A 26,438-nucleotide genomic window follows, 5' to 3' on the forward strand; every position below is an offset into this window, starting at 1 on the left:
GGCACAGAGCTAAATGCCGAGTATGATAATGCAAAATTTGACTGACGGCATGATGAATTGAGGAGTATATGCAGTATTGGGGAAAACTGCTCGGTCTGATATTGGGATTGATGTCCGGTATTGGTTTCTGGGGTGTAGTACTGGGGTTGATCGTCGGCCATATGGTAGATAAGGCTCGAACCGCGCGACGCCGCGGCTTTTTCGTCGATCAGCAAACGCGACAATCACTGTTTTTTCGCACCACATTTCAGGTTATGGGGCACCTGACCAAAGCCAAAGGACGCGTAACTGAAGTTGATATTCAGCTTGCCAGTCAGTTGATGGATCGTATGCAATTACATGGAAATGCCCGCACGGCGGCGCAGCAGGCGTTCCGTGAAGGTAAGCAAAGCGACTTCCCATTGCGGGAAAAACTGCGTGAATTGCGCAGCGTTTGCTTCGGTCGTTTCGATCTTATTAGGATGTTTCTGGAAATTCAGTTACAGGCTGCTTTTGCCGATGGTTCGCTCCATCCGAATGAACGGCAGGTACTGTACGTTATTGCCGATGAGCTAGGTATTTCCCGCAGCCAGTTCGATCAGTTTCTTCGCATGATAGAAGGTGGTCGTCAGTTTGGTGGGCAGGGTGGTTACTCTCAAGGGGGCTACCAGCAGGCACCGCAAGGGCCAACTCTGGCTGATGCCTGTAAAGTGCTAGGCGTTAATCCGAGCGATGATGCCGTTGCCATCAAGCGTGCTTATCGCAAATTAATGAGCGAACATCACCCGGATAAATTGGTCGCTAAGGGCCTTCCGCCGGAAATGATGGAAATGGCTAAGCAGAAAGCGCAGGAAATTCAGTCCGCTTATGATTTGATTAAGCGAGAAAAGGGATTTAAATAAGATCGGATTTTTATTGAGATGCTTATCGATAAAATTTGCGGTCGCAACTTTTGTGCCATTTCATTCGATATTAAGGAAGGTAGGACGCCTTCCTTAATAATTCATCAAACACGATACTTACTTTACCGTTACTCATCACTTAAAAATCGGCTTCACTGCGGAAATGCATAGGCGTGCCGAATTCTGGATGAGTGATACATAACTCCTGGGCATGTAGCTGTAAGCGCGGAGCCATCGCCTTGGCCTCTGGAGGGGCGTAGAAGCCGTCGCCGAGGATAGGGTGCCCCATCGCCAGCATATGTACTCGTAGTTGGTGCGAGCGGCCGGTGATGGGCGATAATTTCACCCGAGTACTGCCGTCTGCATCCCGGGACAGCACCAGATACTCAGTTTGTGCAGATTTACCGGTTTCATAACACACTTTTTGCTTCGGTCGATTAGGCCAGTCGCAAATCAGCGGCAAATCAATAACCCCTTCGTCCTGCGCCAGATGTCCCCAAACTCGTGCAATATAAGATTTTTTCGGCTCACGTTCGCGAAATTGACGCTTTAATTCGCGTTCGGCGGCTTTGGTGAGTGCCACGACAATCACGCCGCTGGTCGCCATATCCAGACGATGAACGGATTCCGCAGCCGGAAAATCAGCCTGAATACGCGTCATTACGCTGTCTTTGTTTTCCGGTGCCCGTCCGGGTACCGAAAGCAACCCGCTCGGTTTGTTAACCACCATAATATGCTGATCCTGGTACAAAATATGTAGCCAGGGATCGCGCGGGGGGTTATAGGGTTCCATGTTCAATCCGTTACCACCTTGCTGCAATTCGAGGTTTTTTCGATATGGCATATCAGTCTGGATAAAAGAGCCGGAGGTTGCCGGCTCTTTCTTACACAAAAGTGTTACTGGTGAGTGACCACAACCAAGCGGATTGCGTCAAGACGCCAGCCAGCCTGATTCAGGTTTTCCAGCACCATTTTGCGGTTATGCTCCAGCGCTTCGAGTTCGTCATCACGAATATTCGGGTTAACGGCTTTCAACGCTTCCAAACGTGCCAGTTCGGCACTCAGCTTTTCATCGGCTTCTTGCTTGGCGGTTTCGATCAGCGCTTTCGCCTGTTCTTCTACCAGCGCTTCCGCCTGTTGCAGCATGGCGTGAACCTCTTGCTGAACCGCGTTCACCAGCTTGCTTGAGGTGTGGCGATTGACCGCATTCAACTGGCGGTTAAAGCTTTCAAACTCTACCTGAGCCGCCAGATTGGTGCCTTTGCGATCCATCAGCATACGTACCGGCGTCGGTGGCAGGAAGCGGGTCAGTTGCAGATGCTTAGGTGCCTGAGCTTCTACCACATAAACCAACTCCGCCAGCAGAGTACCTACTGGTAATGCTTTGTTTTTCAACAGAGAAACTGCACAGCTTCCGGTGTCGCCGGACAAAATCAAATCCAGGCCGTTGCGAATAATCGGGTGTTCCCAGGACACAAACTGTGCGTCTTCACGGGATAACGCCTGATCGCGATCGAACGTTACGGTGCAGCCATCCTGCGGCAGACCAGGGAAATCCGGTACCAGCATGTGGTCTGATGGCGTTAATACGATCAGGTTATCGCTGCGGTCTTCCTGATTGATGCCGACAATATCAAACAGGTTCAGCGCAAAGCTTACCAGATTGATGTCGTTATCCTGATTGGCGATAGCCTCGGCCAGTTCCTGACCGTGTTCGCCACCGTTTGAATGCATTTCCAGCAGACGGTCACGACCCTGCTCCAGTTGTTGCTTCAGTTTGTCGTGCTGCTGACGGCAGGTGTGGATAAATTCGTCCAAACCTTCCTGTTCGGCTGGCGTGGCCAGATAGCCGATCAATTCCTGATAGGCGCTGTCATAAATGGTTCGGCCTGTCGGGCAGGTATGTTCGAAGGCATCGAGACCTTCGTGATACCAGCGCACTAAAATCGCCTGTGCAGTATTTTCCAGATAAGGCACCATGATTTGAATTTCACGGTTCTGGCCAATGCGATCCAGACGTCCGATTCGCTGTTCCAGCAGATCTGGGTTAAACGGCAAATCAAACATCACCAACTGGCAGGCAAACTGGAAGTTACGCCCTTCTGAGCCGATTTCTGAACACAACAGCACCTGGGCACCGTCTTCTTCTGAGGCAAAATAAGCCGCTGCGCGATCCCGCTCAATCAGCGATAAACCTTCATGGAACACGGCAGCGCGAATCGCCTCACGTTCACGTAAGACCTGCTCCAGTTGCAGCGCGGTGGCGGCCTGAGCGCAGATAACCAGCACTTTCTCATCGCGGTTGGCGATCAGGTAGTTCAGTAGCCATTCAACGCGAGGATCAAAATTCCACCAGGTGGCATTTTCCCCTTCAAATTCCTGATAAATCTGCTCGGGATAAAGCATATCTTTGGCGCGAGCTTCCAGCGATTTCTTCGCACCCATAATGCCAGAGACTTTGATCGCCGTTTGATACTGGGTTGGCAATGGCAGTTTTATTTCGTGCAGTACGCGGTGCGGGAAACCTTTCACGCCGTTACGGGTGTTACGGAACAGAACTCGGCTGGTACCGTGGCGATCCATCAGCATGTCGACTAGCTGGCGGCGCGCCGCTTCGCTGTCTTCTCCGTCGCTGTTTGCCGCTTTCAGCAGCGGTTCGATATCCTGCTCGGCAATCATTTCACCCAGCATATTCAGCTTGTCGTCCGCCAGACGCTCGCCGCCCAGCAGTAGCGTCACTGCGTCAGCGATAGGACGATATTGCTGTTGTTCGCTGACAAAATCTTCGTAATCGTGGAAGCGATCCGGATCCAGCAGGCGCAAACGGGCAAAGTGGCTCTGTTGGCCCAATTGCTCAGGGGTTGCGGTCAGCAGCAGTACGCCAGGGATATTTTCCGCCAGTTGCTCAATAACCTGATATTCGCGGCTCGGGGCTTCTTCGCTCCAGGCCAGATGGTGGGCTTCATCCACCACTAACAAATCCCAGGATGCGTCGGCCAGTTGCTCTAAACGTTGCTTGTTACGACGTACGAAATCTAATGAGCAGATAACCAACTGTTCGGTTTCAAATGGGTTGCTGCTGTCTTGCATCGCTTCGGAATAACGACTGTCGTCAAACAGTGAGAAGCGTAGGTTAAAGCGGCGCAGCATCTCAACCAGCCACTGGTGTTGCAGGCTTTCCGGCACCACGATCAGCACGCGCTCAGCGCGACCAGCCAATAATTGCTGATGGATAATCATCCCGGCTTCAATGGTTTTACCCAAACCAACTTCATCGGCCAACAGTACGCGTGGAGCGTGACGCTGACCGACTTCGTAAGCGATATGCAACTGATGAGGAATCAGGCTGGCGCGAACGCCGCGCAGACCGCTCCACGGTAAACGGAACTGCTCGCTTTGGTATTTACGAGCGCGGAAACGCAGGGCAAAACGATCCATTCGATCGATCTGACCGGCGAATAGGCGATCTTGCGGCTTGCTAAAAGTGAGTTTGCTATCCAGCAACACTTCACGCATTGCTACGCCGGTTTCCTCGGTATCCAAACGGGTGCCGATATAGGTAATCAATCCGTTTTCGTGGGTGACTTCTTCCACTTTCATTTGCCAGCCTTCGTGGCTGCTGATGGTATCACCGGGGTTGAACATCACGCGGGTGATTGGAGAGTCATTTCTGGCATAGAGGCGGTTTTCACCGGTTGCAGGGAACAGCAAGGTGACCATGCGTACGTCGATGGCTACGACAGTACCCAGTCCAAGTTCGCTTTCTGTATCGCTGATCCAGCGTTGACCAAGTGTAAAAGGCATAAATTATCGGCTCGATTTTGGGTTGGGCAGTTATTTGTTTAACTAGTCTGTGTGTTTGATAAGGTTGGCTTTATTCACTATAAATTTAATTTTATTGTCGACGAATGACGCCAACCCTTATCAACTAACTGGCAATAGTTTACCGTCCGCGCAGGCTGATGGCCTAAGAATCTGCCTGAAAAAACGTGACAACCTGTGTGACGTAGGTGGCAGAGTCCGTTTGCACGGATAAATAACGACATTATGATTGATGCGCGATTTGGCAAGGGCGCTATGGTAATGGAAGGCGCGCCCGTCGTCACCTGTAAAACCACGGAAAAGTGATTAAAAAAGTCCCATTTGACCAGTAATCAACGTTGTAAAATCATCCTGCAGAAAGGGTAGTATAGCCTCGGCTACGGGTTGTAGCTGGCGGGAGAGGTAATGATCGTAATCAATGGGGGAATGACGAATTTCCAGCGGCTCCGGGCCAGACGTGGTCATCACATAGCTGATCCAGCCGCCGTTTTGGTATTGCAAAGGGCGTCCTTGCTGACGATTAAACTCATCGGCCAGACGAGCCGCACGGGCATGAGGTGGCACATTGCGCTGATAATCATCCAGCTTTCTTCGCAGCCGTTTCCGATAAACCAGCAGATGATCCAGCTCGCCGTTCAGGGTTTGCGCCACGTAATCGCGAATGTAGTCCTGATAGGGTTGCTGTTGGAATATACGTTGATAAAGTTCTTGCTGAAAAGTCTGAGCCAGCGGCGTCCAATCGGTGCGCACGGTTTCTAACCCTTTGTACACCATACGATCGCCTTCGGGCGTGGTGACCAATCCAGCATAACGTTTTTTACTGCCTTGCTCTGCGCCGCGGATGGTGGGCATCAAAAAGCGCCGATAGTGAGTTTCAAACTCCAGTTCTAATGCGCAGGACACGCCAAACGTCTCGTGCAAATGTCGTTGCCACCATGCGTTCACGTATTCCACCAATTCTTTGCCAATCTGGCTGGCTTGCTCGTCGCTATGGGCGTGTTTCAGCCAGACAAAGGTGGAGTCGGTGTCGCCGTAAATGACCTGATAACCGCGATCTGCGATTAATTCACGCGTTTGGCGCATGATCTCGTGACCACGCAGTGTGATCGAAGAGGCCAGCCGAGGATCGAAGAAACGGCAGCCGCTGGAGCCCAATACGCCGTAAAACGCATTCATAATGATTTTCAACGCTTGAGATAACGGCTTATTTTTCTGTTGTTTAGCGGCTTCTCGGCCTTGCCAGATTTGTTTAACAATGGCGGGTAGGCAGTGTTTCTCGCGAGAAAACCAGGCGTTGCGAAAACCGGGCACTGAATGCGCAAGCGTTGGCTGATGCATGCCTTCGACTAAGCCAACAGGATCTATCAGGAAAGTTCGAATAATCGACGGGTACAGGCTTTTGTAGTCCAGCACCAGCACCGAGTCGTACAAACCGGGCTGAGAATCCATCACGAAGCCGCCGGGGCTATGTTCTTCCGGTAATTCCCCTAAATTCGGCGCGACATAACCGGCCCGGTGCATGCGCGGCAAATACAGATGAGTAAAGGCCGCGACCGACCCGCCGCTGCGATCGGCGGCCAGACCGGTTACGCTGGCTCTTTCCAGTAAGAAGCTGAGCAATTCGGTTTTGGCAAAAATCCGCGTTACCAACTCGCAGTCTTTCAAGTTATAGCGCGCTAGCGCAGGTTTATCCTCAGCAAAGCGACGATTGATTTCATCCATTCGTTGATAGGGGGAATCGCTATCTTTGCCTTCGCCCAGCAAGGTTTGCGCGACGGATTCCAGACTGAAAGAGGGAAAATTCCAGGTGGCTGATTTGAGCGCTTCAATGCCGTCGATAATCAGCCGCCCAGCGGCTGAGGCAAAAAAGTGCCCCTGTTTAAAACCGTGCTCGCGCCATTCCAGTGGGTTACCGCCACGACCAAAACGCAGTGGAATCTGATAGCGATCCGCATGTTTTTGCAGTACCCGCAGATCAAATTGCACCAGATTCCAGCCGATAATGGCATCGGGATCGTATTGTTCCAGCCATTGATTCAGTTTTTCCAGTAGCTGCGGACGGCTGGCAACGTATTCCAGATTGAAATCCAACGGTTGCTCATCCCCATTTTGCGGCCCCAACATATAAACTTGACGCTGGCCGCAGCCTTCCAGTCCAATACTGTACAACTCACCGTGCTCGCTGGTTTCTATATCCAGAGACAGCAGTTTTATTGGTGGACGATAATCTTCGGCTGGTTTCATTCGGGTGGACAATAACGTGCCGTTTTTATCCGGTAGTCCGCTAAACCACACTGGTGCGGTAATAAAACGTTCCATCAGGTAGCGTTCCGGCGGGCGAATGTCCGCTTCGTAGACATTCACTCCGCCTTCTTTCAGCAGCTTTTCCAGCCGCATCAGCTGACGATGTTGTTGGCAATACAGCCCTAAAACCGGGCGGCGGTGAAAATCCGTCAGGGAAAGCGGCCGTAACTGATAGCGGCGCTCATCCCGCAGGATTTGCTCTGCCAACGGCGCTTGCTCTGCGGGAATAAAGGCCACGGAAGGCTGAGGCGGCAGCCGAACCAACTGTGGCCCATTATCGGTTGCCAACCAGAATTCAACTTCAGTGCCTGCCGCTGTATCCCGCCAATGGCGGGTGAGCAGGAAACCTTGGCGCGCTTGATCCACCGGATTACCTTTAATGAATGCTACCTTTAATTCATGATGCTATGAATGAGTGTTAACTGCCGTGTCTTTTAGTATGGTTTTTTATACAGTCATTGTCTATTTGAATGGTTGCCAGATAGCTTCCGTATGTTTCCAATAGATTTCGTCGCAAACACTCAATCAGTTGAATCACAGTGAATTCAGCAGCAGTACGGAAATAGCCCGGAAAAAATCATTGATTGACGGGACTATGAGGTAGCTGGACAATCCCTCGCGCTTTATACAATGGATAAATTTATGGAAGCCTATTTAGAACACCTTTTGACACAATCACTGGCTTTCACGCTATTTGTCGTCATGTTTGTCACATTTATCGAATCTTTAGCGCTGGTTGGCCTTTTGTTGCCGGGAACGGTGATGATGGCGAGCGTGGGGGCGTTAATTGGAAGCGGTCAGGTTGGATTTTATCCGGCGTGGGCGGCGGGGATTGTCGGTTGCCTGTTAGGAGATTGGATTTCCTACTTTATCGGGCGGGCGTTTAAACAGCCGCTGCACCGTTGGTCATTTCTGAAAAAGCATAAAACTATGCTGGATAAAACCGAGTATGCGCTGCATCAGCACAGCATGGCGACGGTGTTGATCGGCCGCTATATTGGCCCCACTCGGCCATTGGTGCCGATGGTCGCCGGTATGCTGGATCTGCCGCCACTAAAATTCGCTTTGCCAAATATTATTGGTTGCCTGACTTGGCCGGCGGTGTATTTCTTCCCCGGTATTTTGGCTGGAGTGGCGATTGATATCCCGCCCAGCGCCAATAGTTTCATGTTTAAGTGGCTGTTAGTCTTAGTGGCGGTAACCGTTTGGCTGGCGGGATGGTTGGGCTGGCGCTGGGTTCGCTACGGCAAGCGTAAGCCAGATCGTCTGAGTCGTTGGCTGCCGCTGGCGCGTTTACGCGGGTTAACCATATTGATGACGCTGGCGGCAATCGGCAGCTTTATCTGGCTGCACGTACAGCCGATTATGCCGATTTACCGCCATTTGCTGTGGAAAGTGTTAGCCGGTTAAAGTTGAGGTAATGCCCAGTACGCAGGCCTCAGCCACCGAACCTTCCACCAATGCCTGAGTCGGGCCATCGTAATAGATGCGCCCGTCCACTATCAGTAACGTTCGTTCCGCAATCCGCGCGGCATCGTCCAGATTATGGGAAACCATAAGCAAAGTCAGTTGGCGACGGTCGCAAACCTGTTCCAGCAGTTGCAGCATTTCGGTGCGTAATGCCGGATCGAGTGCAGAAAATGGCTCATCCAATAACAGGATCGGCTGGCTGCGAACCAGACACCGCGCCAGCGCCGCTCGTTGCCGCTGGCCACCGGAAAGCTGTGCTGGCAAGCGATCCAGACAGTTCTCCAATCCTACCTGTTGAGCAATTTGCTGCAATAACTGGCGTTGTTGGTTATTCAGCTTTAATCCCGGATTTAGCCCCAGCCCGATGTTTTGCTCAACTGTCAAATGTGAGAATAAATTGTTTTCCTGAAACAGCATGGAAACCGGTCGCTTAGCTGGAGGGCTACCGCTGTGCTCTTGGTTATTCAATAGCATACGACCACTGACTGGCGTAAGGAACCCGGCGATTAGGCTAAGTAAGGTGCTTTTACCTGCTCCGCTGGGGCCAAGAATAGCCACGCGCTCGCCCGGATTAATTTGCACATCAAAGCGCATAGGCAAGTGGTCATATAAATAGGTAATTTTCTCAAGCTTTAGCATGGCGGCCCGGCAATTTCTCAATAAGGGTAAACAGGAGGAAACACAATAACAGTAGCAGTAGGGCGGTTACCGCGCCGTCGTTGCTGCGATAGGCACCAATTTGCTGATAAAGATAGAACGGCAGGGTACGGAAATGCTCGTTGCCAAATAGCGCGACGACGCCAAAATCACCGATAGATATCACGCTGGCGAAGGCGAGTGCCTGAGCTAATGGACGTTTTAAGGCGCTAAATTCCACCCAGCGCAGTCGGTGCCAACCACGGATATCCAGCGACAGGCATAGCGGGCCGTAGCGTTCAGCCAAATCGCGCATCGGGTTATCCAGTACTTTCAGCGCATAAGGCACTGCAATCAGCGCGTTGGTGAGAATCACTAGCGCGTAGGGGGATTGGGGTAAACCTATGGTGTCATTGAGCAACAGGAAGAAACCGGTGGCTAAAACAATGCCCGGCATCGCCAATATCACCATTCCGCTCATTTCCATTGCCTGGCCGAATACCATTTTATCTCGCAACTTTAACTCTCGGCTGCTCCACAGCAACATCATGGTCAGCAGTACGCAGAGCAATCCAGCAGCCACGGCGATAGTCAGCGAGGTCGTTAAAGCCTGCCATAGCGCCGGTTGTTGTAATACGCTAAATAGGGTTTTATTAGTGCCGTCAATGATCACTGCCAGCAGAGGTGGTAACAGCAATAATAGCGTGCCGATGATGAGTACGCTGTCGCTAACCCGTTGCCACAGGCTGTCTTGCGGGTTACGCCAGCTTTGAGCATGAGTGTTTCCCACCGCTAGCGCGCTATTTAGCCGCTGGCTCAGTAGCACCAACCCCAGACAGCAACCGAGCTGAATCAGCGCCAGCAGCGCCGCTCGGCCTAAATCGTAGTCGTAGCTAAGCGCCTGATAAATAGCCAGCTCAATGGTTGTCGCCTGTGGCCCGCCGCCGAGAGACAACACGGTAGCAAAACTGGCGAAGCACAACATAAAGATCAGCGCGGCAGTAGGCAGAAGCTGGCGGCGCAAATAAGGCCATTCCACCCAGCGGAAATGCTGCCAACCGTTCATTCCCAACTGAGCGGCCAATTGGCGCTGTTCCACCGCAATACTTTCCAGTGATTGCAGTAACAGGCGGGTAGCCAGCGGTAGATTGAAAAAGACATGAGCCAGCAGAATGCCTTGCAAACCATAAGGGGAAAAACGGTAATCCAGCCCTAGCCAGCCGAAAAGGTGCGCTAACCAGCCTTGGCGCCCATAGACGCTCAAAATACCAAATAGCGCCACCAATACCGGCAGAACTAAGGTCATGGCGCATAATCGCAGCAACAGTTGACGGCCGGGAAAGCGGCGGCGATACAGAGCGCGAGCCAGCAGAATAGCGGGAGCCACCGAGAACAGGGCCGATAAAAAAGCCTGCCAGAAGGTAAAGCGCACCACGTGCCACAAATAGCTGTCCTGCCATACTCCGATCCAGTCGGCTTCTGGGGCATGACGCCAGATGGCGCTAAATGCCAGCAGCGCCACCCCAACCAGCAGGAATGAAGCAACTAGTCCCGGGCAGAGCCAAGCGGGGATTAGCGGCTGACGGCGGATTGCCATGCCTGAATCCATTTGCTGCGGTTATCGGCTACTTCTTTCGCGCTGAATTCCAACGCTTTTTTGGGCACGGTCAGAGTGTCAAACCCGGCCGGAAGATCCATTTTAATCACGGGATACATCCAGTTTCCGGTAGGAATATGGTTTTGGAAAGCCGGAGAAACCATAAACTGCATGAATTTCTGCGCCAGCTCCGGTTGTTTGCTCGAGGCTACCTGCGCTGCGACTTCCACTTGCAAATAATGGCCTTCACTGAAATCAGCAGCAGCGTATTGAGCTTTCTTTTCTTCAATCAAATGATAAGCCGGAGAAGTGGTATAGCTCATGACAAAATCCGCTTCGCCTTTCAGGAACAGGCCATAGGCTTCACTCCAGCCTTTGGTCACGGTCACGGTTTTTTTCGCCAGTTTTTGCCATGCCAGCGGCGCTTCGTCCCCGTAGACTTTCTGCATCCATAACAGCAGCCCCAGCCCCGGCGTGCTGGTGCGCGGATCTTGATAAATAACCTTCCACGGCGAGTCATTTTCGATCAGTTCATGCAGACTTTTCGGCGGGTTTTTTATTTTTTCCTTGTTATATACGAAGGAGAAATAGCCGTAGTCATACGGAATAAATGTGCTGTTATGCCAGGCTTCGGGGAGCGCCAGCTTGCTGGTATCTATCTGACTTGGCGTAAATAATCCGGTTTTCTCTGCGGATTGCACCAGGTTGTTATCCAACCCTAATACTATGTCCGCCGGACTTTTCTTTCCTTCCATTCGCAGGCGATTTAACAGAGAAACGCCGTCTTCCAGTGCGACGAATTTCAGCTCGCAGTTGCATTCTGCTTCGAAGGATTTTTTGATAGCAGGACCCGGTCCCCAATCAGCGGCAAAGGAATCGTAGGTGTAAACCGTCAGGACAGGTTTGGTGGCTTCAGCCGCGGTGGCGGCGGCTGAAATCAGCAGCAGACAGGGAAGAATTCGTTTAAACACTTTGCACTCCTCAAAAAGAAAGGTGGCAAAGGTATCTGAGGCATTGGTCAATATCCGCAAGTTCATCATATTGCTGAATGACGCTCTCAAATCCCTTCGCCGGTATTAACCGGATCAGGTTCGACGGGTTTACTCTCAGCGAATATTGGCCGCGGTTTGCCGCTAAACAATTTTTCGCACCCCGTTGAGACGGCGCTATTGTAGAGGGATAGCCAGACTAGTGAAAGTCTGTTTATACCTCCGGCGGCGTAAACCAGGCCGATTTGAAATCAAACCAGCCTAGGGTATTCATCCGCACGCCACGCATGCTGTGCTGTCCAAACAATTCTAGCCAGTGATGGAATAACGGGTGAAATTGATGATTGCTGACCAATCGTTGGCTCCATTCCGCCATGGGCAACCGGTTATTGCGCCACTGCGCGACGTCTTGATACAACTCTTCACTCAAACAGTGTTGCAAAAGAGGAAGTTCATATAAGGTGGCAAAAATGGAAAATTCCACCGGCAGATAGAAGTTGGCGCTACCTAGCCAGATATCGCTTTTGGCTTCCCCCCGATACCAGCTGGCGTAATCCAGTTCTTGTACCACCAGTTTCACGCCTTGCGCGGCCAGTACGTCTCTCAGCGTTTGGCTAATGGCGTTGAATTCAGGATGTTCGGTAAAACAGGTTACGGTGAGCTCAGTTAATTCGAGGGGTTTGGCAGAAGGTGGGTTCAGACGATTATGGTGCCAGCGCGGCAAAATACCGTAGGCTGGCGACCAGTAGCGCTGATACAACGCATCGGCATGGCTGAGTAAAGCCACCGGTGTGATCAGTTCACATAGCCAGCGTCTCACGTCCGGTTGGCTGGTGAGCGGGGAGCGTTGATCGAAAAGGAGAAAGTAGCAGCCTTCTTCCAGCCGACTTTCCAATTCGTTGCGGCTGGTATCATCCGCCTGTAAATGAACGCCAGAAGACACTAAATCTTCTGACAATTCAGGTAACACCCAAATATTGACCTCATCAATGAGTGCGCGAAAACCGAAGTAGTTATCGAAAGCCTGAATTTTAAATTGATTTTGTCGGTTGCGAATCACCGAGTAAGGGCCGGTGCCGATAGGATAACGCGAAAAATCAGGTAGTTCAGGCCATTCCTGCGGCAAAATCATGGCGTGAACGCTGCCCAGTAGCCAAGGGAGCCAATAGTCTGGCGTATTAAGTTTTACATCAATGACATAAGGCGTAGGAGAGGTGATTTCCGTGATGTGGGAAAACAGCGGCTGTGTGGTCAAACGCTTTAATGACGTAATCACATCCTGCATTTCTAATTCACGGCCGTGATGGAAGTGAATCGCTGGACGTAAATAAAAGCGCCAATGCAAGGGGGTTAGCGTTTGCCAGTGATGAGATAAATCTGGCTCGACTTCCCCATTTTCCTCATTTATGCGGGTTAAACCATTAAAAATCTGCCGGACAATATGGGTTTCTGAACGGCGCAGAGCGGAACCGGGCAATAGGTTTTGTAGTTGACGGTAGTAAAGCACTCTAAGTATATGTTTACCTTGTCTAAAACTCCTCCCTAGCTGTGAAAGAAGCATCTGGCGAACCGCCTGTTTATCTCCCACCAATTGCACGAGCTGATCGATATGATCCTGCTCCAGCAACTCCTCTGCCCGTTGCTGTTGCAGGGCCAGACCGGTGTACAAAAAGGTGAGCTGCGAGCGTTTTCCTCGACCAGCCTCTGCCTGCCAGCTTAGCCAACCCGCTTGCTGCATATTACCTAGTAACGAACGAACGTGGCGACGCGAGCAATTTAGCACTTCAGCCAATTGTTGCAGGGTGGTTTCCGTCGGTTTACCGCCGTAATGTTGCCACAAACGGATGAACTGGTGTTGCAGGCGAGAAGTAGACATAAAAGAGGAACTCCACGGCAAAATGCATCAATTTATCTTTCCCTATATTACGCAGATAATTATCAGTAATGAAAGGGGAGGAGCATGATGAAAAAGTGCTTAACCAGACAGTTTTATCAGCGCTATTTTAGACACGTCAGACAGCAGCAGGCCGATTGGTTGAGCTGGGTACCGATGGAATGGCGGTTAAGGATGCTGGCAGATGTCACCCAATGGGACATTCAGCACATGCCGGAAAAAGAATACCGCAAACATATTTAGTTCGAACCGGGTTAGTACCGATGGAATTTGGATTTAACTTTCATCGTTCGGCAGGGACGCTGCCTATTATCAAAAATTTCTGAGTAATGGTGCAATTCACCAGCCAGTGGGGCAACCTGCTGGCTTTTTTATTGCCGAGTAATTTTTATCTATAGAGTTATTGTTGCTGTTCACCGCAATGTGCCTTCTGTAGCATATGAATCTAAAGTGGTTTCTGGCGATGGAGCCTGTAATGAAATCTGCTCTGACGTATTCCCGGCGGATTAATCCCGTCTTTATTGCTTTTTTTGTGGTGGCTTTTCTTTCCGGCATCGCCGGTGCGCTGCAGGCTCCAACCCTCAGTTTGTTTTTAACTACAGAGGTCAATGTACGCCCTCTATGGGTTGGGCTTTTTTATACCGTTAACGCTATCGCCGGAATTACGGTGAGCTTTGTGCTGGCGAAACGCTCGGATCTGCGTGGCGATCGCCGCAAGTTAATCATGCTGTGCTACCTGATGGCGGTGGGTAACTGCCTGCTATTTGCCTTTAATCGTGATTATCTGACCCTGATTACCGCTGGCGTGCTATTAGCCTCAGTAGCCAATACGGCCATGCCGCAGATTTTTGCTTTAGCGCGGGAATATGCCGATAACTCGGCGAAAGAAGTGGTGATGTTTAGCTCGATAATGAGAGCACAATTATCATTGGCTTGGGTTATTGGCCCGCCGCTATCGTTTATGCTGGCATTGAACTATGGCTTCACTTTGATGTTCAGTGTTGCCGCCGGAATATTTGTATTAAGCGGTATCCTGGTATGGTTCTTATTGCCATCGGTACCGAAAGCTGAAGTGCCGAAAGACGCGCCGGTAGTGATTAATGCAAAGCTTTTTGCCGATAAAAACGTGCTGTTGCTGTTCATTGCCTCGATGCTGATGTGGACCTGTAACACCATGTATATCATCGATATGCCGTTATACATCACTTCAGATCTCGGTTTGCCGGAACGTTTGGCCGGTTTACTGATGGGAACCGCCGCTGGGCTGGAAATCCCTATTATGCTGCTCGCGGGTTACTCGGTTAAACGCTTTGGTATGCGTAAAATTATGCTGTTTGCCGTGGCCGCAGGCATCGTGTTTTATGTTGGATTGATCCTGTTTAAATTCAAAACTGCGCTGATGTTATTGCAGATTTTCAACGCCGTGTTCATCGGTATTGTCGCCGGTATCGGTATGCTCTATTTTCAGGAATTGATGCCGGGCAGGGCCGGTGCCGCAACGACGCTGTTTACCAATAGCATATCAACCGGCGTAATTTTAGCCGGGATACTACAAGGCGTGCTGACGGAGAATCTGGGGCATTACGCGGTTTATTGGATGGCTGCGTTACTGGCGACAGTGTCATTGGGGATATTTAGCCGAGTCAGGGCTATCTAAATCCTCTGCATCTTTCACTCCACCGCGGTGTTACTGCCTTCAGTCGTCTCGGTCACTTGGTTGCGCGCCAAGTGACCGAGCGTAGCTTGCTGAAAATTAACGTAAAAATTCGGGTTGCTGCTGCTCATAGGCCGAAATATTAGCCTCGTGCTGCAATGTCAAACCGATACTGTCCAGCCCATTCATCATGCAATGACGGCGGAAACCATCGATCTCAAAGGCATAACTTTTGCCTCCGGCGCTGACGGTTTGCTTTTCTAAATCCACGACGAACTCGATACCTTCCTGACTTTCTACCAACTGGAATAAAGTATCAATATCCGCTTCGCTTAACGTCACCGGTAATAATTGGTTATTGAATGAGTTACCGTAAAAGATATCGGCAAAACTTGGGGCGATAACCACCTTAAAACCGTAATCGGTCAGTGCCCAAGGGGCATGCTCGCGAGATGAGCCGCAGCCAAAATTTTCGCGCGCCAGCAAAATAGTCGTCCCCTGATAGCGCGGGTGATTCAGCACAAATTCAGGGTTAGGCACCTGACCGGCATCGTCCAGAAAACGCCAATCGTTAAACAAATGTTGGCCGAAGCCAGTGCGCGTCACTTTTTGCAAAAACTGCTTAGGAATGATGGCGTCGGTATCGACATTCGCTGCATCCAACGGAACGACCAAACCTGTGTGTTGAATAAATTTTGCCACTATGGTGTCTCCGATTAATGTGTGGACGCGGATAAATCGCGCACGTCTGCAAAATGGCCGCTCACCGCCGCCGCTGCCGCCATTGCAGGGCTGACTAAATGGGTGCGCCCGCCTCGGCCCTGGCGACCTTCAAAGTTACGGTTACTGGTAGAAGCGCAGCGCTCGCCCGGTTCCAAACGGTCGTTATTCATCGCCAAACACATGGAACAGCCCGGCAAGCGCCATTCAAAACCAGCGTTGATAAAGATCTGATCCAAACCTTCGGCTTCCGCCTGCGCTTTGACCGGCCCAGAGCCAGGAACCACGATAGCTTGTACGCCCTGAGCTACTTTTCTGCCCTGTGCGATAGCCGCCGCAGCCCGTAAATCTTCAATACGTGAATTGGTACAGGAACCGATAAATACTTTATCGATAGGCACGTCAGTCAACTTAATGCCCGGACGCAAGTCCATATAAGCCAAAGCTTTTTCAGCCGACGCGCGCTCAACCGGATCGCTGAAAGACTCAGGTGCTGGAATAATCTGGTTAACGGCAATGACCTGACCTGGGTTGGTGCCCCATGTGACCTGCGGTGCAATATCCGCTGCGTTCAATGTCACCACGGTGTCAAATTTGGCATCGGCATCGGATTTCAGCGTGCGCCAGTAGATCACGGCGTGCTCCCAATTCGCACCGGTTGGCGCAAACTGGCGGCCTTTCAGGTAGTCAAAAGTGACATCATCCGGCGCGACCAAACCCGCTTTAGCACCCATTTCTATTGCCATATTGCATAAGGTCATTCGACCTTCCATGCTCAAGGCTTCAATCGCGCTGCCGCAGAATTCCACTACGTGCCCAGTTCCGCCTGCGCTACCGGTTTTACCGATGATCGCCAATACGATGTCTTTAGCGGTAATACCTGCGCCAACTTCACCGTTAACTTCAATTTTCATGGTCTTGGCGCGACCCTGCTTCAGCGTTTGCGTCGCTAAAACATGCTCAACTTCCGAAGTACCGATACCGAAAGCCAAAGAGCCAAAGGCACCGTGAGTTGCGGTGTGAGAATCGCCGCATACGATGGTCATTCCCGGCAACGTCATGCCTTGTTCCGGGCCGATAACGTGGACGATACCTTGGTAAGGATGGTTCAAGTCATATAAAGAAACGCCAAATTCGGCACAGTTCTTGATTAATTCCTGCATCTGAATTCGCGCCATTTCACCGCTGGCATTAATGTCTTTGGTTTGGGTAGAAACGTTGTGATCCATGGTAGCAAAAGTCTTACCCGGCTGACGTACCGGACGGCCCATAGCACGCAGGCCGTCGAAAGCCTGTGGTGAGGTGACTTCATGCACCAAATGACGGTCGATATACAGCAATGGCGTTTCGTTCGGGGCTTCACGGACGATATGCGCATCGTACAATTTTTGGTATAAGGTCTTGGCCATGTTAAATCCCCTCAGCGATAAAGGATGCGATGATATCGCCCATTTCATTGGTGCCAATAGCTTCCCCATCACCCGCCAAATCAGCGGTACGATAGCCTTGTTCAAGCGCCAGATTAACTGCGCGCTCAATGGCGTCGGCGGCATCGTCTTCGCCTAAACTGAAGCGTAACAACAGTGATGCCGATAAAATTTGCGCAATCGGGTTGGCGATATTTTTCCCGGCGATATCCGGCGCGGAGCCGCCCGCTGGTTCATACAAACCAAAGCCCTGCTCGTTCAGACTGGCAGAGGGCAACATGCCCATAGAACCAGTAATCATGGCGCACTCATCGGATAAAATATCGCCAAACAGGTTGGAACACAGCAATACGTCGAACTGGGATGGATCTTTAATCAACTGCATGGTGGCGTTGTCGATATACATATGGGACAGCGCGACGTCCGGATAATCTGCGGCAATGGCATTCACCACATCGCGCCACAGAATAGAACTTTGCAATACGTTGGCTTTATCAATCGAAGTGACTTTACTACGACGCTTGCGCGCGGATTCAAAGGCAATACGGGCGATTCGCTCAATTTCAAAACGGTGATAAACCTCGGTATCAAAGGCGCGCTCATACATGCCTTGGCCGTCGCGACCTTTCGGTTGGCCGAAATAGATTCCGCCGGTTAATTCACGTACGCACAGAATATCGAAGCCGCGGGCAGCAATATCGCTGCGCAATGGGCAAAACTCTTCCAGACCCTGATACAAACGGGCAGGGCGCAGGTTGCTGAATAACTTGAAATGTTTACGCAAAGGCAACAAAGCGCCGCGCTCAGGTTGTTCGTCCGGCGGCAAATGTTCCCATTTGGGGCCGCCGACGGAGCCGAATAAAATTGCGTCAGCCTGCTCGCAGCCGTTAATGGTTGTCGTAGGCAAAGGGCAGCCCTGACGATCGATAGCAGCACCGCCGACATCATAAACGCTGGTGGAAATTCGCATGTTAAAGCGCTGGCGGACTGCGTCTAACACTTTGTTTGCCTGTGCCATCACTTCTGGACCAATGCCGTCTCCGGGTAAAACGGCAATATGATAAATTTTCGTCATGTTCACACCATTTCCTGAGTATTTTGTTGCAAGCGCTGTTTTTCTATTTCTACCTGCTGAGCGCGCCAGATGTTATTTAATACGTGAACCAATGCCTTAGCGGAAGATTCAACAATGTCAGTGGCCAATCCGACGCCGTGGAAACGGCGGCCTTGATGTTCCACCACGATATCCACCTGACCCAGCGCATCTTTACCCTGACCTTTGGCAGATAATTGATATTTCACTAATTCAATCGGATATTCGGTAATGCGGTTAATTGCCTGATAAACGGCGTCTACCGGGCCGTTGCCGGTAGCAGCTTCGGATTTTATTTCTTCGCCACACACCAATTTCACTGACGCCGTGGCCATCACGCTGGAGCCAGATTGAACGCTGAAATAGTCCAAACGGTAATATTCCGGTTCTTCCTGTTGTTTATTAATAAAGGCCAGAGCTTCTAAATCGTAATCAAATACCTGGCCTTTTTTATCCGCCAGTTTCAGGAAAGCGTCATATAAGGAATCCAGATCGTAATCCTTATCCTGATAGCCCATTTCTTCCATACGGTGTTTTACTGCGGCGCGGCCAGAGCGGGAGGTCAGGTTTAACTGAACTTCTTTCAAGCCAATGGATTCCGGCGTCATGATTTCGTAATTTTCACGATTTTTCAGGACGCCATCCTGATGAATACCGGAAGAGTGAGCAAAAGCATTGCTACCAACAATGGCTTTATTGCCAGGAATTGGCATATTGCATAATTTACTGACCAACTGGCTGGTGCGGTAGATCTCCTGATGATTGATATTGGTATGCACACCCAGCATTTCGTGGCGCACTTTTATCGCCATAATCACTTCTTCTAATGAACAGTTACCGGCGCGTTCGCCCAAACCGTTAATCGTTCCTTCAACCTGACGCGCACCAGCCTGAACGGCGGTGATGGAGTTCGCGACCGACATACCCAAATCGTCGTGGCAATGAACTGAAATAATGGCTTTATCGATGTTTGGAACACGCTCATACAAATTACTGATTATTCCGCCGAACTGATAAGGCGTGGTGTAACCCACGGTATCAGGGATGTTGATCGTGGTCGCCCCAGCGCCAATCGCGGCCTCGACAATCCGGCACAAGTTATCGATTGGCGTGCGGCCTGCATCTTCACAGGAGAATTCAACGTCATCGGTATAATGACGAGCACGTTTGACCGAGTGAACGGCCATCGCCATAACGTCTTCAAACGTGCGCTTTAATTTGGATTCAATATGTAACGTCGATGTGGCTAAAAATACGTGAATACGGAAAGCCTCGGCGATACGCAAGGCTTCGGCGGCTACATCAATGTCTTTATCGACACAGCGCGCCAAGGCGCAGACTCTGCTGTTTTTGATTTCACGGGCTATGGTATGCACCGATTCGAAATCGCCAGGGGAAGAAACGGGAAAGCCAACTTCCATAACATCGACGCCCATCCTTTCCAGCGCCAGCGCAATCTGTAATTTCTCTTTCACGCTCAGGCTAGCCTGTAACGCCTGTTCGCCGTCACGCAAGGTGGTATCGAAGATAATGACTTGTTGGCTCATCGGGTAATTCCTTATTTTTCTGAGTAACTTTTTTATTTAGCGCGCGACGGGTAAAAAAAAACCCGCGCATTTGCGCGGGTTTCTGAATCTTGATGGCTGAATCAGTTCTGATTTCCGTCCACCAACATACCGCGCAAGTAAGATGCGTTTAGTAGTAGGCCTAGTAGACGGTTGGAGTAGAACATAATTATCAGTTTCTCATCGGTTAATTGTTTCGCTTCCTAATTTGATACGTTATTTCAACAGGAGTGTCAACTTTTGTTTGAAGTGGCGACTTAAACTGGTTTGAGGTTTTTGTGAGTCTTGTTTTTAGCATTAAATACTATATTGATTCATATTTTGGATTTATATTTTGCTTGGTTGTTTTTGGTGTTATTGATTGTTTCACGCGTGTGATTAAAAGTGGGTGATTATGCTTAACATTAATGCTCCGTTCGATTCCTGCCTCTTAGATGAATAGTTAACCTTTGTTTAAGTAAAATTATCCTCTGACAAACTTGATAAGGTGGATAAAAATGACAGATAGCATTAATGTAATAAGGCATCTTACGACGTCCGCTATTAGCGTTACTTAATTACCATAAATATATTTATATATAATGAGAGTTAGCATACACAGCGTTTATATTTGTCAACCTTTAGTTTATTAATTCACACTTAATGTTTATTATGTCAATGTAAAAAACTTAACCATTTAACTGTTGTTAGCTTATTTTAAGAACTAATAAGGTTTAATTTATGAAATTATTATTTAATAATGGCATGATTATGAATCATTGTATCTTATAAGGTGAGTGTTTGTATGTCACTTGGAGGTTAATCATCACATTTCTGGAAATTAGTGATTCCAGTGATAACATGCCACGTTCCACTTTTTATTTATCTATGGAAACTATTCTGACAATAGGATGCGTTAGATGTGATACGTGGTTTCACATTTTATACAAGGACGAGACTCAGTGGTTATCTTTCCTAACGATAACAATTGAGATCATTGGTTATATTAATTGTGAGACATCTAATATATCAGTAATTAACTTACTGCTGTTAAAAGATAGTCATACACCTAATAGAACCATCTGCATAAAGCTTAGTGGAGTTAAGCATGTCTGAACACAACTTGGTAACTGCAAATCCAGTAACTCAAAAAGAATCGTTTGATGTCCATTTGCGTAGCGTTGATCTTAATTTACTCACGGTTTTTGATGCCGTTATGCAAGAGCAGAACGTGACCCGCGCGGCGCAATCTTTGGGGATGTCACAACCGGCGGTCAGCAACGCCGTAGCTCGTTTAAAGCTGATGTTTGATGACGAACTCTTTTTCCGTAGCGGTCGAGGTATTCAGCCGACAGTCCGAGCCAAACAGCTGTTTGGACCGGTTCGCCAGGCATTACAATTGGTCCATAATGAATTGCCCGGCGTTGGGTTTGAGCCAAAAAGTAGCGAACGTTTGTTTAATCTCTCCATTTGTAGTCCGCTTGATGTTCGCCTTACCGCCGAAATAGTGGGGCGAGTAAAACAGTGCGGCCCACACGTACAGTTATCAATTAAGTCATACTTAAATGATGATATTGAACATCAGTTGCGCTATCAGAAAACCGACTTTGTGATCGGTTATACCGAATTTGAACGGCCTGAATTTAAACGCACACTTTTATTTAATGATGAATTGGTATTGGCTGTTTCAAAAGATCATCCGCGAATAAACGAATCTATTACTTCAGATCAACTTTTTGAAGAGCAACACGCCGTGGATTCTTTGGATAAAGTGGGTTCATTTAGCAAGAACTATTATGAGGCTAATGACTTGTCCCATACTATTTCCTATGAAAGCACGGATATGAATAGCGTTCTTAACGTTGTATCTAAAACAAATTACGTGGCTATTGTTCCTCGCTGGTTAATTAATATATGTAGTGAGGAATCTAAGCTAAAACTTATTGAATTACCTTGGGCGAATACTACACGAGCCTGTTATCTAACCTGGCATGAATCTACCGATCGCGATAAAGGTCATCAGTGGATGAAAGCCTTATTAAGCCAATTTAGCCTTTCAATTTAAACTTTATTAACGGCTACTGGCGGTGTTACTACTGGGGTACTATGTACCTCAGTAGTTTTGTTACGTAGCGGCACTCATTAAAATTTTATCTCCGTTATTCTGTGTTTATTCTCGCAATATTTCCCTCAGATGCCAGTCTGCCATTTGGGATAGACCTCACTAATTTCACTGAAATCCGCTGTGAAATCAGTTTATCCTCACATTCTTACGCCGAAATTTGTTTGCCATAGGGCTAAGAGTGAGTAGACTGCGCGAAAAAAGTGAACACCTGTAAGCCGAAACTTTGGTCAAAGGGGAGCTTCATCCTATGCTTTACGTATTCACTACATTTGTTTATTTCAACCCTGGGCAGCATTTCTATGATAGATAAATTGCAGCAATACCACTTGGTGCGTCGATTGCATCAGCAAATTAAACATCGTGCTGATCAGACGGCCTTCCGCCAGTGGTCTCCCGCAGCAGAAACTCAACTTAGCTGGCAGCAAGTAGGCCATCAGGTTCAACGCATTTCTGCTGCGCTGCTGTCTAAAGGTGTAGCGGTGCAGGACAAAGTGGGTATTTTTGCTAATAACAGCATGGCGTGGTCTTTAGTTGATTTGGCTATTTTGCAAATCCGTGCGATCAGCGTTCCACTTTATGCGACCAATACGCCGGCGCAGGCGGCCTTTGTCGTCAATGACGCCGATATCCGCATTCTGTTTGTCGGTGAGCAGTCGCAGTATGATGTGGCGATAACGCTAAAAAACCTGTGTCCGCAGTTGGAAACTATCGTAGCGCTGGATCCGACGGTTGATTTACGTGGCTGCGAGTATGCTCAGCACCTTGCTTCATTCGACATCGCTCCCGATGAAACACTGCAGTTTTTGCTGAATATGCGTATCGATAGCTGTGATTTAGACGATCTGTTTACCCTGATTTATACCTCGGGAACCACCGGCGAACCGAAAGGGGTGATGCTGGACTACCGCAATATGGCGGCGCAGCTGTATTTGCATGATGAGCGCTTAACGCTGACTACCGATGATGTTTCCCTGAGTTTCCTGCCGCTTTCTCACGTTTTTGAGCGCGCGTGGAGTTTCTACGTGATGCATACCGGTGCGCAAAATGTCTACATCAGTAATACTGACTGGGTTCGTCAGGCGATGCAGGCCGTTAGCCCAACCGTCATGTGTGCCGTTCCTCGTTTCTATGAAAAGGTTTTTTCGGCGATTCATGAGAAAGTCGCGCAAGCCAAACCGCATCGCCGGGCGTTGTTCCACTGGGCGGTAAGCTGCGGTGAGAAACAATTCCGCCGTCAGCAGGAAGCACGCAAATCCTCATGGTTTTCCGATCGTTTGTTCGCTTTGGCCGATCGTTTAGTGCTGCAAAAGTTGCGTAATGTGCTCGGTGGTCGCGTGCGATTTTTACCGGCAGCCGGTGCGCGCCTAGATGACAATATCATTTTGTTTTTCCAGTCCATTGGAATCAATATCAAATATGGCTACGGCATGACGGAAACCTGCGCTACGGTTTCCTGCTGGGAAGAAAATGATTTCCGCTTTGGTTCAATCGGCAAGCCGTTGCCGGGTATTGAAGTGCGTCTCGGCGCGGAAAATGAAATTCAGGTTCGTGGGCCAATAGTGATGCGTGGCTACCTGAATAAGCCGGAAGAAACGGCGGCGACCTTTACTGAAGACGGCTGGTTAAAAACCGGCGATGCGGGTGCCATTGATAGCGCAGGTAACCTGTTTATCACCGAACGGTTGAAAGATTTGATGAAAACATCGGGGGGCAAATACATTGCTCCGCAGATGATCGAAGGCACCTTGGGTCAGGATCGTTTTATTGAGCAAATTGCCGTGATCGCCGATACGCGAAAATTCGTCTCTGCATTGATCGTGCCTTGTTTCGAATCATTGGAAGAATATGCCAAATCGATCAATTTAAAATATCACGATCGTCTGGAACTGCTGCGTCATAGCCACATTGTGGAAATGTTTGAACAACGTTTGAAAGATATGCAGAAAGAGTTGTCGAAATTTGAGCAGGTAAAGCGCTTTACGCTGTTGCCAAAGGCTTTCTCAATGGAGTCTGGCGAGTTGACGCCAACGCTTAAACTGCGTCGCAAAATTATTTCTCAACGCTATCAGTTTGAAATTGATTCTATGTATCGTGATTAATATGCTGACCCATTAATCGGATGAGCGATGGTTCTCTACAAGCCCTGCGGGCAGCATCTGGAAACCAGGTGTAGCACGCGGGGCTTGGTGTTTTTTGACGCCAGCTTGCTCTTCCCATCGTTCTTGTAGCGCGAATCACGGTTTTGCTCAATATTCCGGCAAAAGTCATTACCTCATTTAGTTCTGTTATTGATTCACCCTCCGACACAATCCCGACAAAATGTACGGTCTTGCTAGTGTTTTATTTTTGTAAAATTAATGAATACAGCGTGTCACAGATTGAACCTCCTCTTAGCACCTGATTTGCCGTTTGCCTGCTAGAAATTCTGACGTTATGTTAATTAATCCTATTCGAAAAATAACCAGAGTTGGGCCTCGTGCCTTTCCTACAGGACGACGTAGAAATGTTTTTCTGTTGTCCAAAAAAGTAAAACTAAGCCCGGAGGCAAAACCATGGAGATGTTGTCAGGAGCCGAGATGGTGGTCCGATCGTTAATCGATCAGGGCGTAAAACATGTATTCGGTTATCCCGGCGGGGCCGTACTTGATATCTACGATGCCCTGCACACGGTTGGGGGAATCGATCATATTCTGGTTCGTCATGAACAAGGTGCAGTACACATGGCCGATGGCTATGCTCGTGCCACGGGCGAAGTCGGGGTTGTGCTGGTGACTTCCGGCCCCGGTGCGACCAATGCCATAACCGGGATTGCTACAGCCTATATGGATTCTATTCCAATGGTGGTGCTGTCAGGGCAGGTACCTAGCTCGCTCATTGGCTATGATGCTTTTCAGGAATGCGACATGGTCGGTATTTCCCGTCCAGTGGTAAAACACAGTTTTCTGGTTAAGCGCACCGAAGATATTCCTTCCGTGCTGAAAAAAGCCTTTTATCTGGCCTCAAGTGGACGCCCTGGTCCAGTAGTGATTGATTTGCCGAAGGATATTGTCAGCCCGGCGCTGAGACTGCCTTATGCCTATCCAGAGCAGGTTAGCCTGCGTTCATATAATCCAACGGTACAAGGCCATCGCGGGCAGATTAAACGCGCATTGCAAACCATTCTGGCTGCCAGAAAACCCATTATGTACGTGGGCGGTGGGGCGATAAACGCCGCCTGCCACGAAGAATTGCTCACTCTGGCAGAGAAACTGAATCTTCCGGTGACGACGTCGTTAATGGGGTTAGGTGGTTTCCCAGGGACACATCGCCAAAGCGTAGGCATGCTTGGAATGCACGGTACTTTTGAAGCCAATATGGCGATGCACAACGCGGATTTGATCTTTGCCGTAGGGGTACGTTTCGATGATCGTACTACGAATAATTTGGCTAAATATTGTCCGAATGCCACTGTTCTGCATATTGATATCGACCCAACTTCTATTTCGAAAACGGTAAATGCCGATATTCCTATTGTTGGCGACGCCAAACAGGTGCTGAAGCAAATGCTGGAGCTGGCGACACAAATCGACTGTGCGCAGGATTTCGATGCGCTTCGCGATTGGTGGCAGTCTATCGAACAATGGCGCGCTCGTGATTGCCTGGGTTACAACAAAGAAAGCGGCAGTATTAAGCCTCAGGCGGTAATTGAAACTCTGCATCGTTTGACCAAAGGTGATGCTTATGTGACTTCTGATGTCGGGCAGCACCAGATGTTTGCTGCACTGTACTATCCGTTTGATAAACCGCGCCGTTGGATCAACTCTGGCGGTTTGGGAACCATGGGCTTTGGCCTACCGGCGGCGCTGGGCGTCAAGCTGGCGTTACCGGATGAAACCGTGGTTTGCGTAACCGGTGACGGGAGTATCCAAATGAATATTCAGGAGTTATCGACGGCATTGCAGTATAACTTGCCGGTGTTGGTGCTGAACCTGAACAACCGTTATCTGGGCATGGTGAAACAATGGCAGGATATGATTTACTCTGGCCGCCATTCGCAATCCTATATGGAATCTCTGCCTGATTTTGTCAAACTGGCTGAAGCCTACGGACATATCGGGATCGCCATTCGTACCCCAGGCGAGCTGGAGGCAAAACTGGCCGAAGCATTAACGCTGCTTTCCGAAACCAATCGTCTGGTATTTGTGGATGTCACCGTTGATGAAACTGAGCACGTTTACCCGATGCAAATTCGCGGTGGCGGTATGGACGAAATGTGGTTAAGCAAAACGGAGAGGACCTAATG

The 26,438-nt window shown here is 49.4% G+C and carries 18 protein-coding genes and 1 riboswitch; of the genes, 7 read left to right on the forward strand and 11 right to left on the reverse strand.

Features of this window, described 5'->3' with window-relative positions; genetic code table 11:
• The first annotated feature begins 68 nt into the window (after positions 1 to 68).
• The gene (gene djlA, locus DBA33_RS00515; RefSeq protein ID WP_064516371.1) at positions 69 to 881 is read left to right on the forward strand and encodes a co-chaperone DjlA; all 813 of its coding nucleotides are present in this window, start codon (positions 69 to 71) and stop codon (positions 879 to 881) included.
• 139 nt (positions 882 to 1,020) lie between these two features.
• On the opposite strand, the gene rluA is transcribed toward djlA, so the two are convergent.
• The 3 genes from rluA to DBA33_RS00530 form a co-directional block, all read right to left on the reverse strand.
• Positions 1,021 to 1,674, reverse strand: coding sequence for a bifunctional tRNA pseudouridine(32) synthase/23S rRNA pseudouridine(746) synthase RluA (gene rluA / locus DBA33_RS00520; protein WP_064518443.1), 654 nt, complete (start codon positions 1,672 to 1,674; stop codon positions 1,021 to 1,023).
• A gap of 104 nt (positions 1,675 to 1,778) precedes the next feature.
• The gene (gene rapA, locus DBA33_RS00525) at positions 1,779 to 4,685 is read right to left on the reverse strand and encodes an RNA polymerase-associated protein RapA (RefSeq protein ID WP_064516373.1); all 2,907 of its coding nucleotides are present in this window, start codon (positions 4,683 to 4,685) and stop codon (positions 1,779 to 1,781) included.
• A gap of 324 nt (positions 4,686 to 5,009) precedes the next feature.
• Positions 5,010 to 7,373, reverse strand: a complete 2,364-nt coding sequence (locus DBA33_RS00530) for a DNA polymerase II (RefSeq protein ID WP_120805209.1) — start codon at positions 7,371 to 7,373, stop codon at positions 5,010 to 5,012.
• A gap of 276 nt (positions 7,374 to 7,649) precedes the next feature.
• Here DBA33_RS00530 and DBA33_RS00535 point away from each other — a divergent pair, with 276 nt between their 5' ends.
• Positions 7,650 to 8,417, forward strand: a complete 768-nt coding sequence (locus DBA33_RS00535) for a DedA family protein (protein ID WP_064516377.1) — start codon at positions 7,650 to 7,652, stop codon at positions 8,415 to 8,417.
• On the opposite strand, the gene thiQ is transcribed toward DBA33_RS00535, so the two are convergent.
• From thiQ to sgrR, 4 genes are all read right to left on the reverse strand, one after another.
• Complete coding sequence (gene thiQ / locus DBA33_RS00540; protein ID WP_064516379.1) at positions 8,406 to 9,116, reverse strand: thiamine ABC transporter ATP-binding protein ThiQ; 711 nt, start codon at positions 9,114 to 9,116, stop codon at positions 8,406 to 8,408. The genes DBA33_RS00535 and thiQ overlap by 12 nt on opposite strands.
• Entirely contained in the window at positions 9,103 to 10,710 is a 1,608-nt protein-coding gene (gene thiP / locus DBA33_RS00545) for a thiamine/thiamine pyrophosphate ABC transporter permease ThiP (RefSeq protein ID WP_120805211.1), read from the reverse strand. The genes thiQ and thiP overlap by 14 nt, the downstream gene beginning before the upstream one ends.
• Positions 10,686 to 11,681, reverse strand: a complete 996-nt coding sequence (thiB, locus tag DBA33_RS00550) for a thiamine ABC transporter substrate binding subunit (RefSeq protein ID WP_162975138.1) — start codon at positions 11,679 to 11,681, stop codon at positions 10,686 to 10,688. Before thiB ends, thiP begins: the two co-directional genes overlap by 25 nt.
• A gap of 73 nt (positions 11,682 to 11,754) precedes the next feature.
• A riboswitch (TPP riboswitch) is annotated at positions 11,755 to 11,875 on the reverse strand.
• A gap of 38 nt (positions 11,876 to 11,913) precedes the next feature.
• On the reverse strand, positions 11,914 to 13,575 hold the full coding sequence (gene sgrR, locus DBA33_RS00555) for an HTH-type transcriptional regulator SgrR (RefSeq protein WP_120805213.1): 1,662 nt from the start codon (positions 13,573 to 13,575) through the stop codon (positions 11,914 to 11,916).
• A gap of 84 nt (positions 13,576 to 13,659) precedes the next feature.
• On the opposite strand from sgrR, the gene sgrT reads away from it, so the two are divergent.
• A complete protein-coding gene (gene sgrT, locus DBA33_RS00560; protein WP_084414337.1) occupies positions 13,660 to 13,836 on the forward strand; it encodes a glucose uptake inhibitor SgrT in 177 nt (58 codons plus the stop codon).
• Between the two features lie 232 nt (positions 13,837 to 14,068).
• Positions 14,069 to 15,250, forward strand: a complete 1,182-nt coding sequence (locus DBA33_RS00565; RefSeq protein ID WP_064516387.1) for an MFS transporter — start codon at positions 14,069 to 14,071, stop codon at positions 15,248 to 15,250.
• 96 nt (positions 15,251 to 15,346) lie between these two features.
• On the opposite strand, the gene leuD is transcribed toward DBA33_RS00565, so the two are convergent.
• From leuD to leuA, 4 genes are read right to left on the reverse strand one after another with little or no spacing between them, the layout of a single operon-like run.
• Positions 15,347 to 15,949 (reverse strand): 3-isopropylmalate dehydratase small subunit, encoded by a 603-nt coding sequence (gene leuD / locus DBA33_RS00570; RefSeq protein ID WP_120805215.1) that lies wholly within the window; start codon positions 15,947 to 15,949, stop codon positions 15,347 to 15,349.
• Positions 15,950 to 15,963: 14 nt separating this feature from the next.
• Positions 15,964 to 17,376 (reverse strand): 3-isopropylmalate dehydratase large subunit, encoded by a 1,413-nt coding sequence (gene leuC / locus DBA33_RS00575; RefSeq protein ID WP_064516391.1) that lies wholly within the window; start codon positions 17,374 to 17,376, stop codon positions 15,964 to 15,966.
• Between the two features lies 1 nt (position 17,377).
• A complete protein-coding gene (gene leuB, locus DBA33_RS00580) occupies positions 17,378 to 18,469 on the reverse strand; it encodes a 3-isopropylmalate dehydrogenase (protein ID WP_120805217.1) in 1,092 nt (363 codons plus the stop codon).
• Between the two features lie 2 nt (positions 18,470 to 18,471).
• The gene (gene leuA / locus DBA33_RS00585; protein ID WP_120805219.1) at positions 18,472 to 20,034 is read right to left on the reverse strand and encodes a 2-isopropylmalate synthase; all 1,563 of its coding nucleotides are present in this window, start codon (positions 20,032 to 20,034) and stop codon (positions 18,472 to 18,474) included.
• Between the two features lie 1,105 nt (positions 20,035 to 21,139).
• On the opposite strand from leuA, the gene leuO reads away from it, so the two are divergent.
• From leuO to ilvI, 3 genes are all read left to right on the forward strand, one after another.
• Positions 21,140 to 22,096, forward strand: coding sequence for a transcriptional regulator LeuO (gene leuO / locus DBA33_RS00595; protein WP_120805223.1), 957 nt, complete (start codon positions 21,140 to 21,142; stop codon positions 22,094 to 22,096).
• Between the two features lie 359 nt (positions 22,097 to 22,455).
• Positions 22,456 to 24,255 carry a long-chain fatty acid--CoA ligase gene (locus DBA33_RS00600; RefSeq protein WP_120805402.1) on the forward strand — a complete coding sequence of 600 codons (1,800 nt, stop codon included), beginning with the start codon at positions 22,456 to 22,458 and terminating at the stop codon, positions 24,253 to 24,255.
• Positions 24,256 to 24,708: 453 nt separating this feature from the next.
• Positions 24,709 to 26,436: an acetolactate synthase 3 large subunit gene (gene ilvI, locus DBA33_RS00605; RefSeq protein WP_064516400.1), complete on the forward strand. Its 1,728-nt coding sequence runs from the start codon at positions 24,709 to 24,711 to the stop codon at positions 26,434 to 26,436.
• The last annotated feature ends 2 nt before the right edge of the window (positions 26,437 to 26,438 follow it).

Source organism: Yersinia sp. IP36721 (assembly GCF_003634395.1).
Classification (GTDB): Bacteria; Pseudomonadota; Gammaproteobacteria; order Enterobacterales; family Enterobacteriaceae; genus Yersinia; species Yersinia entomophaga.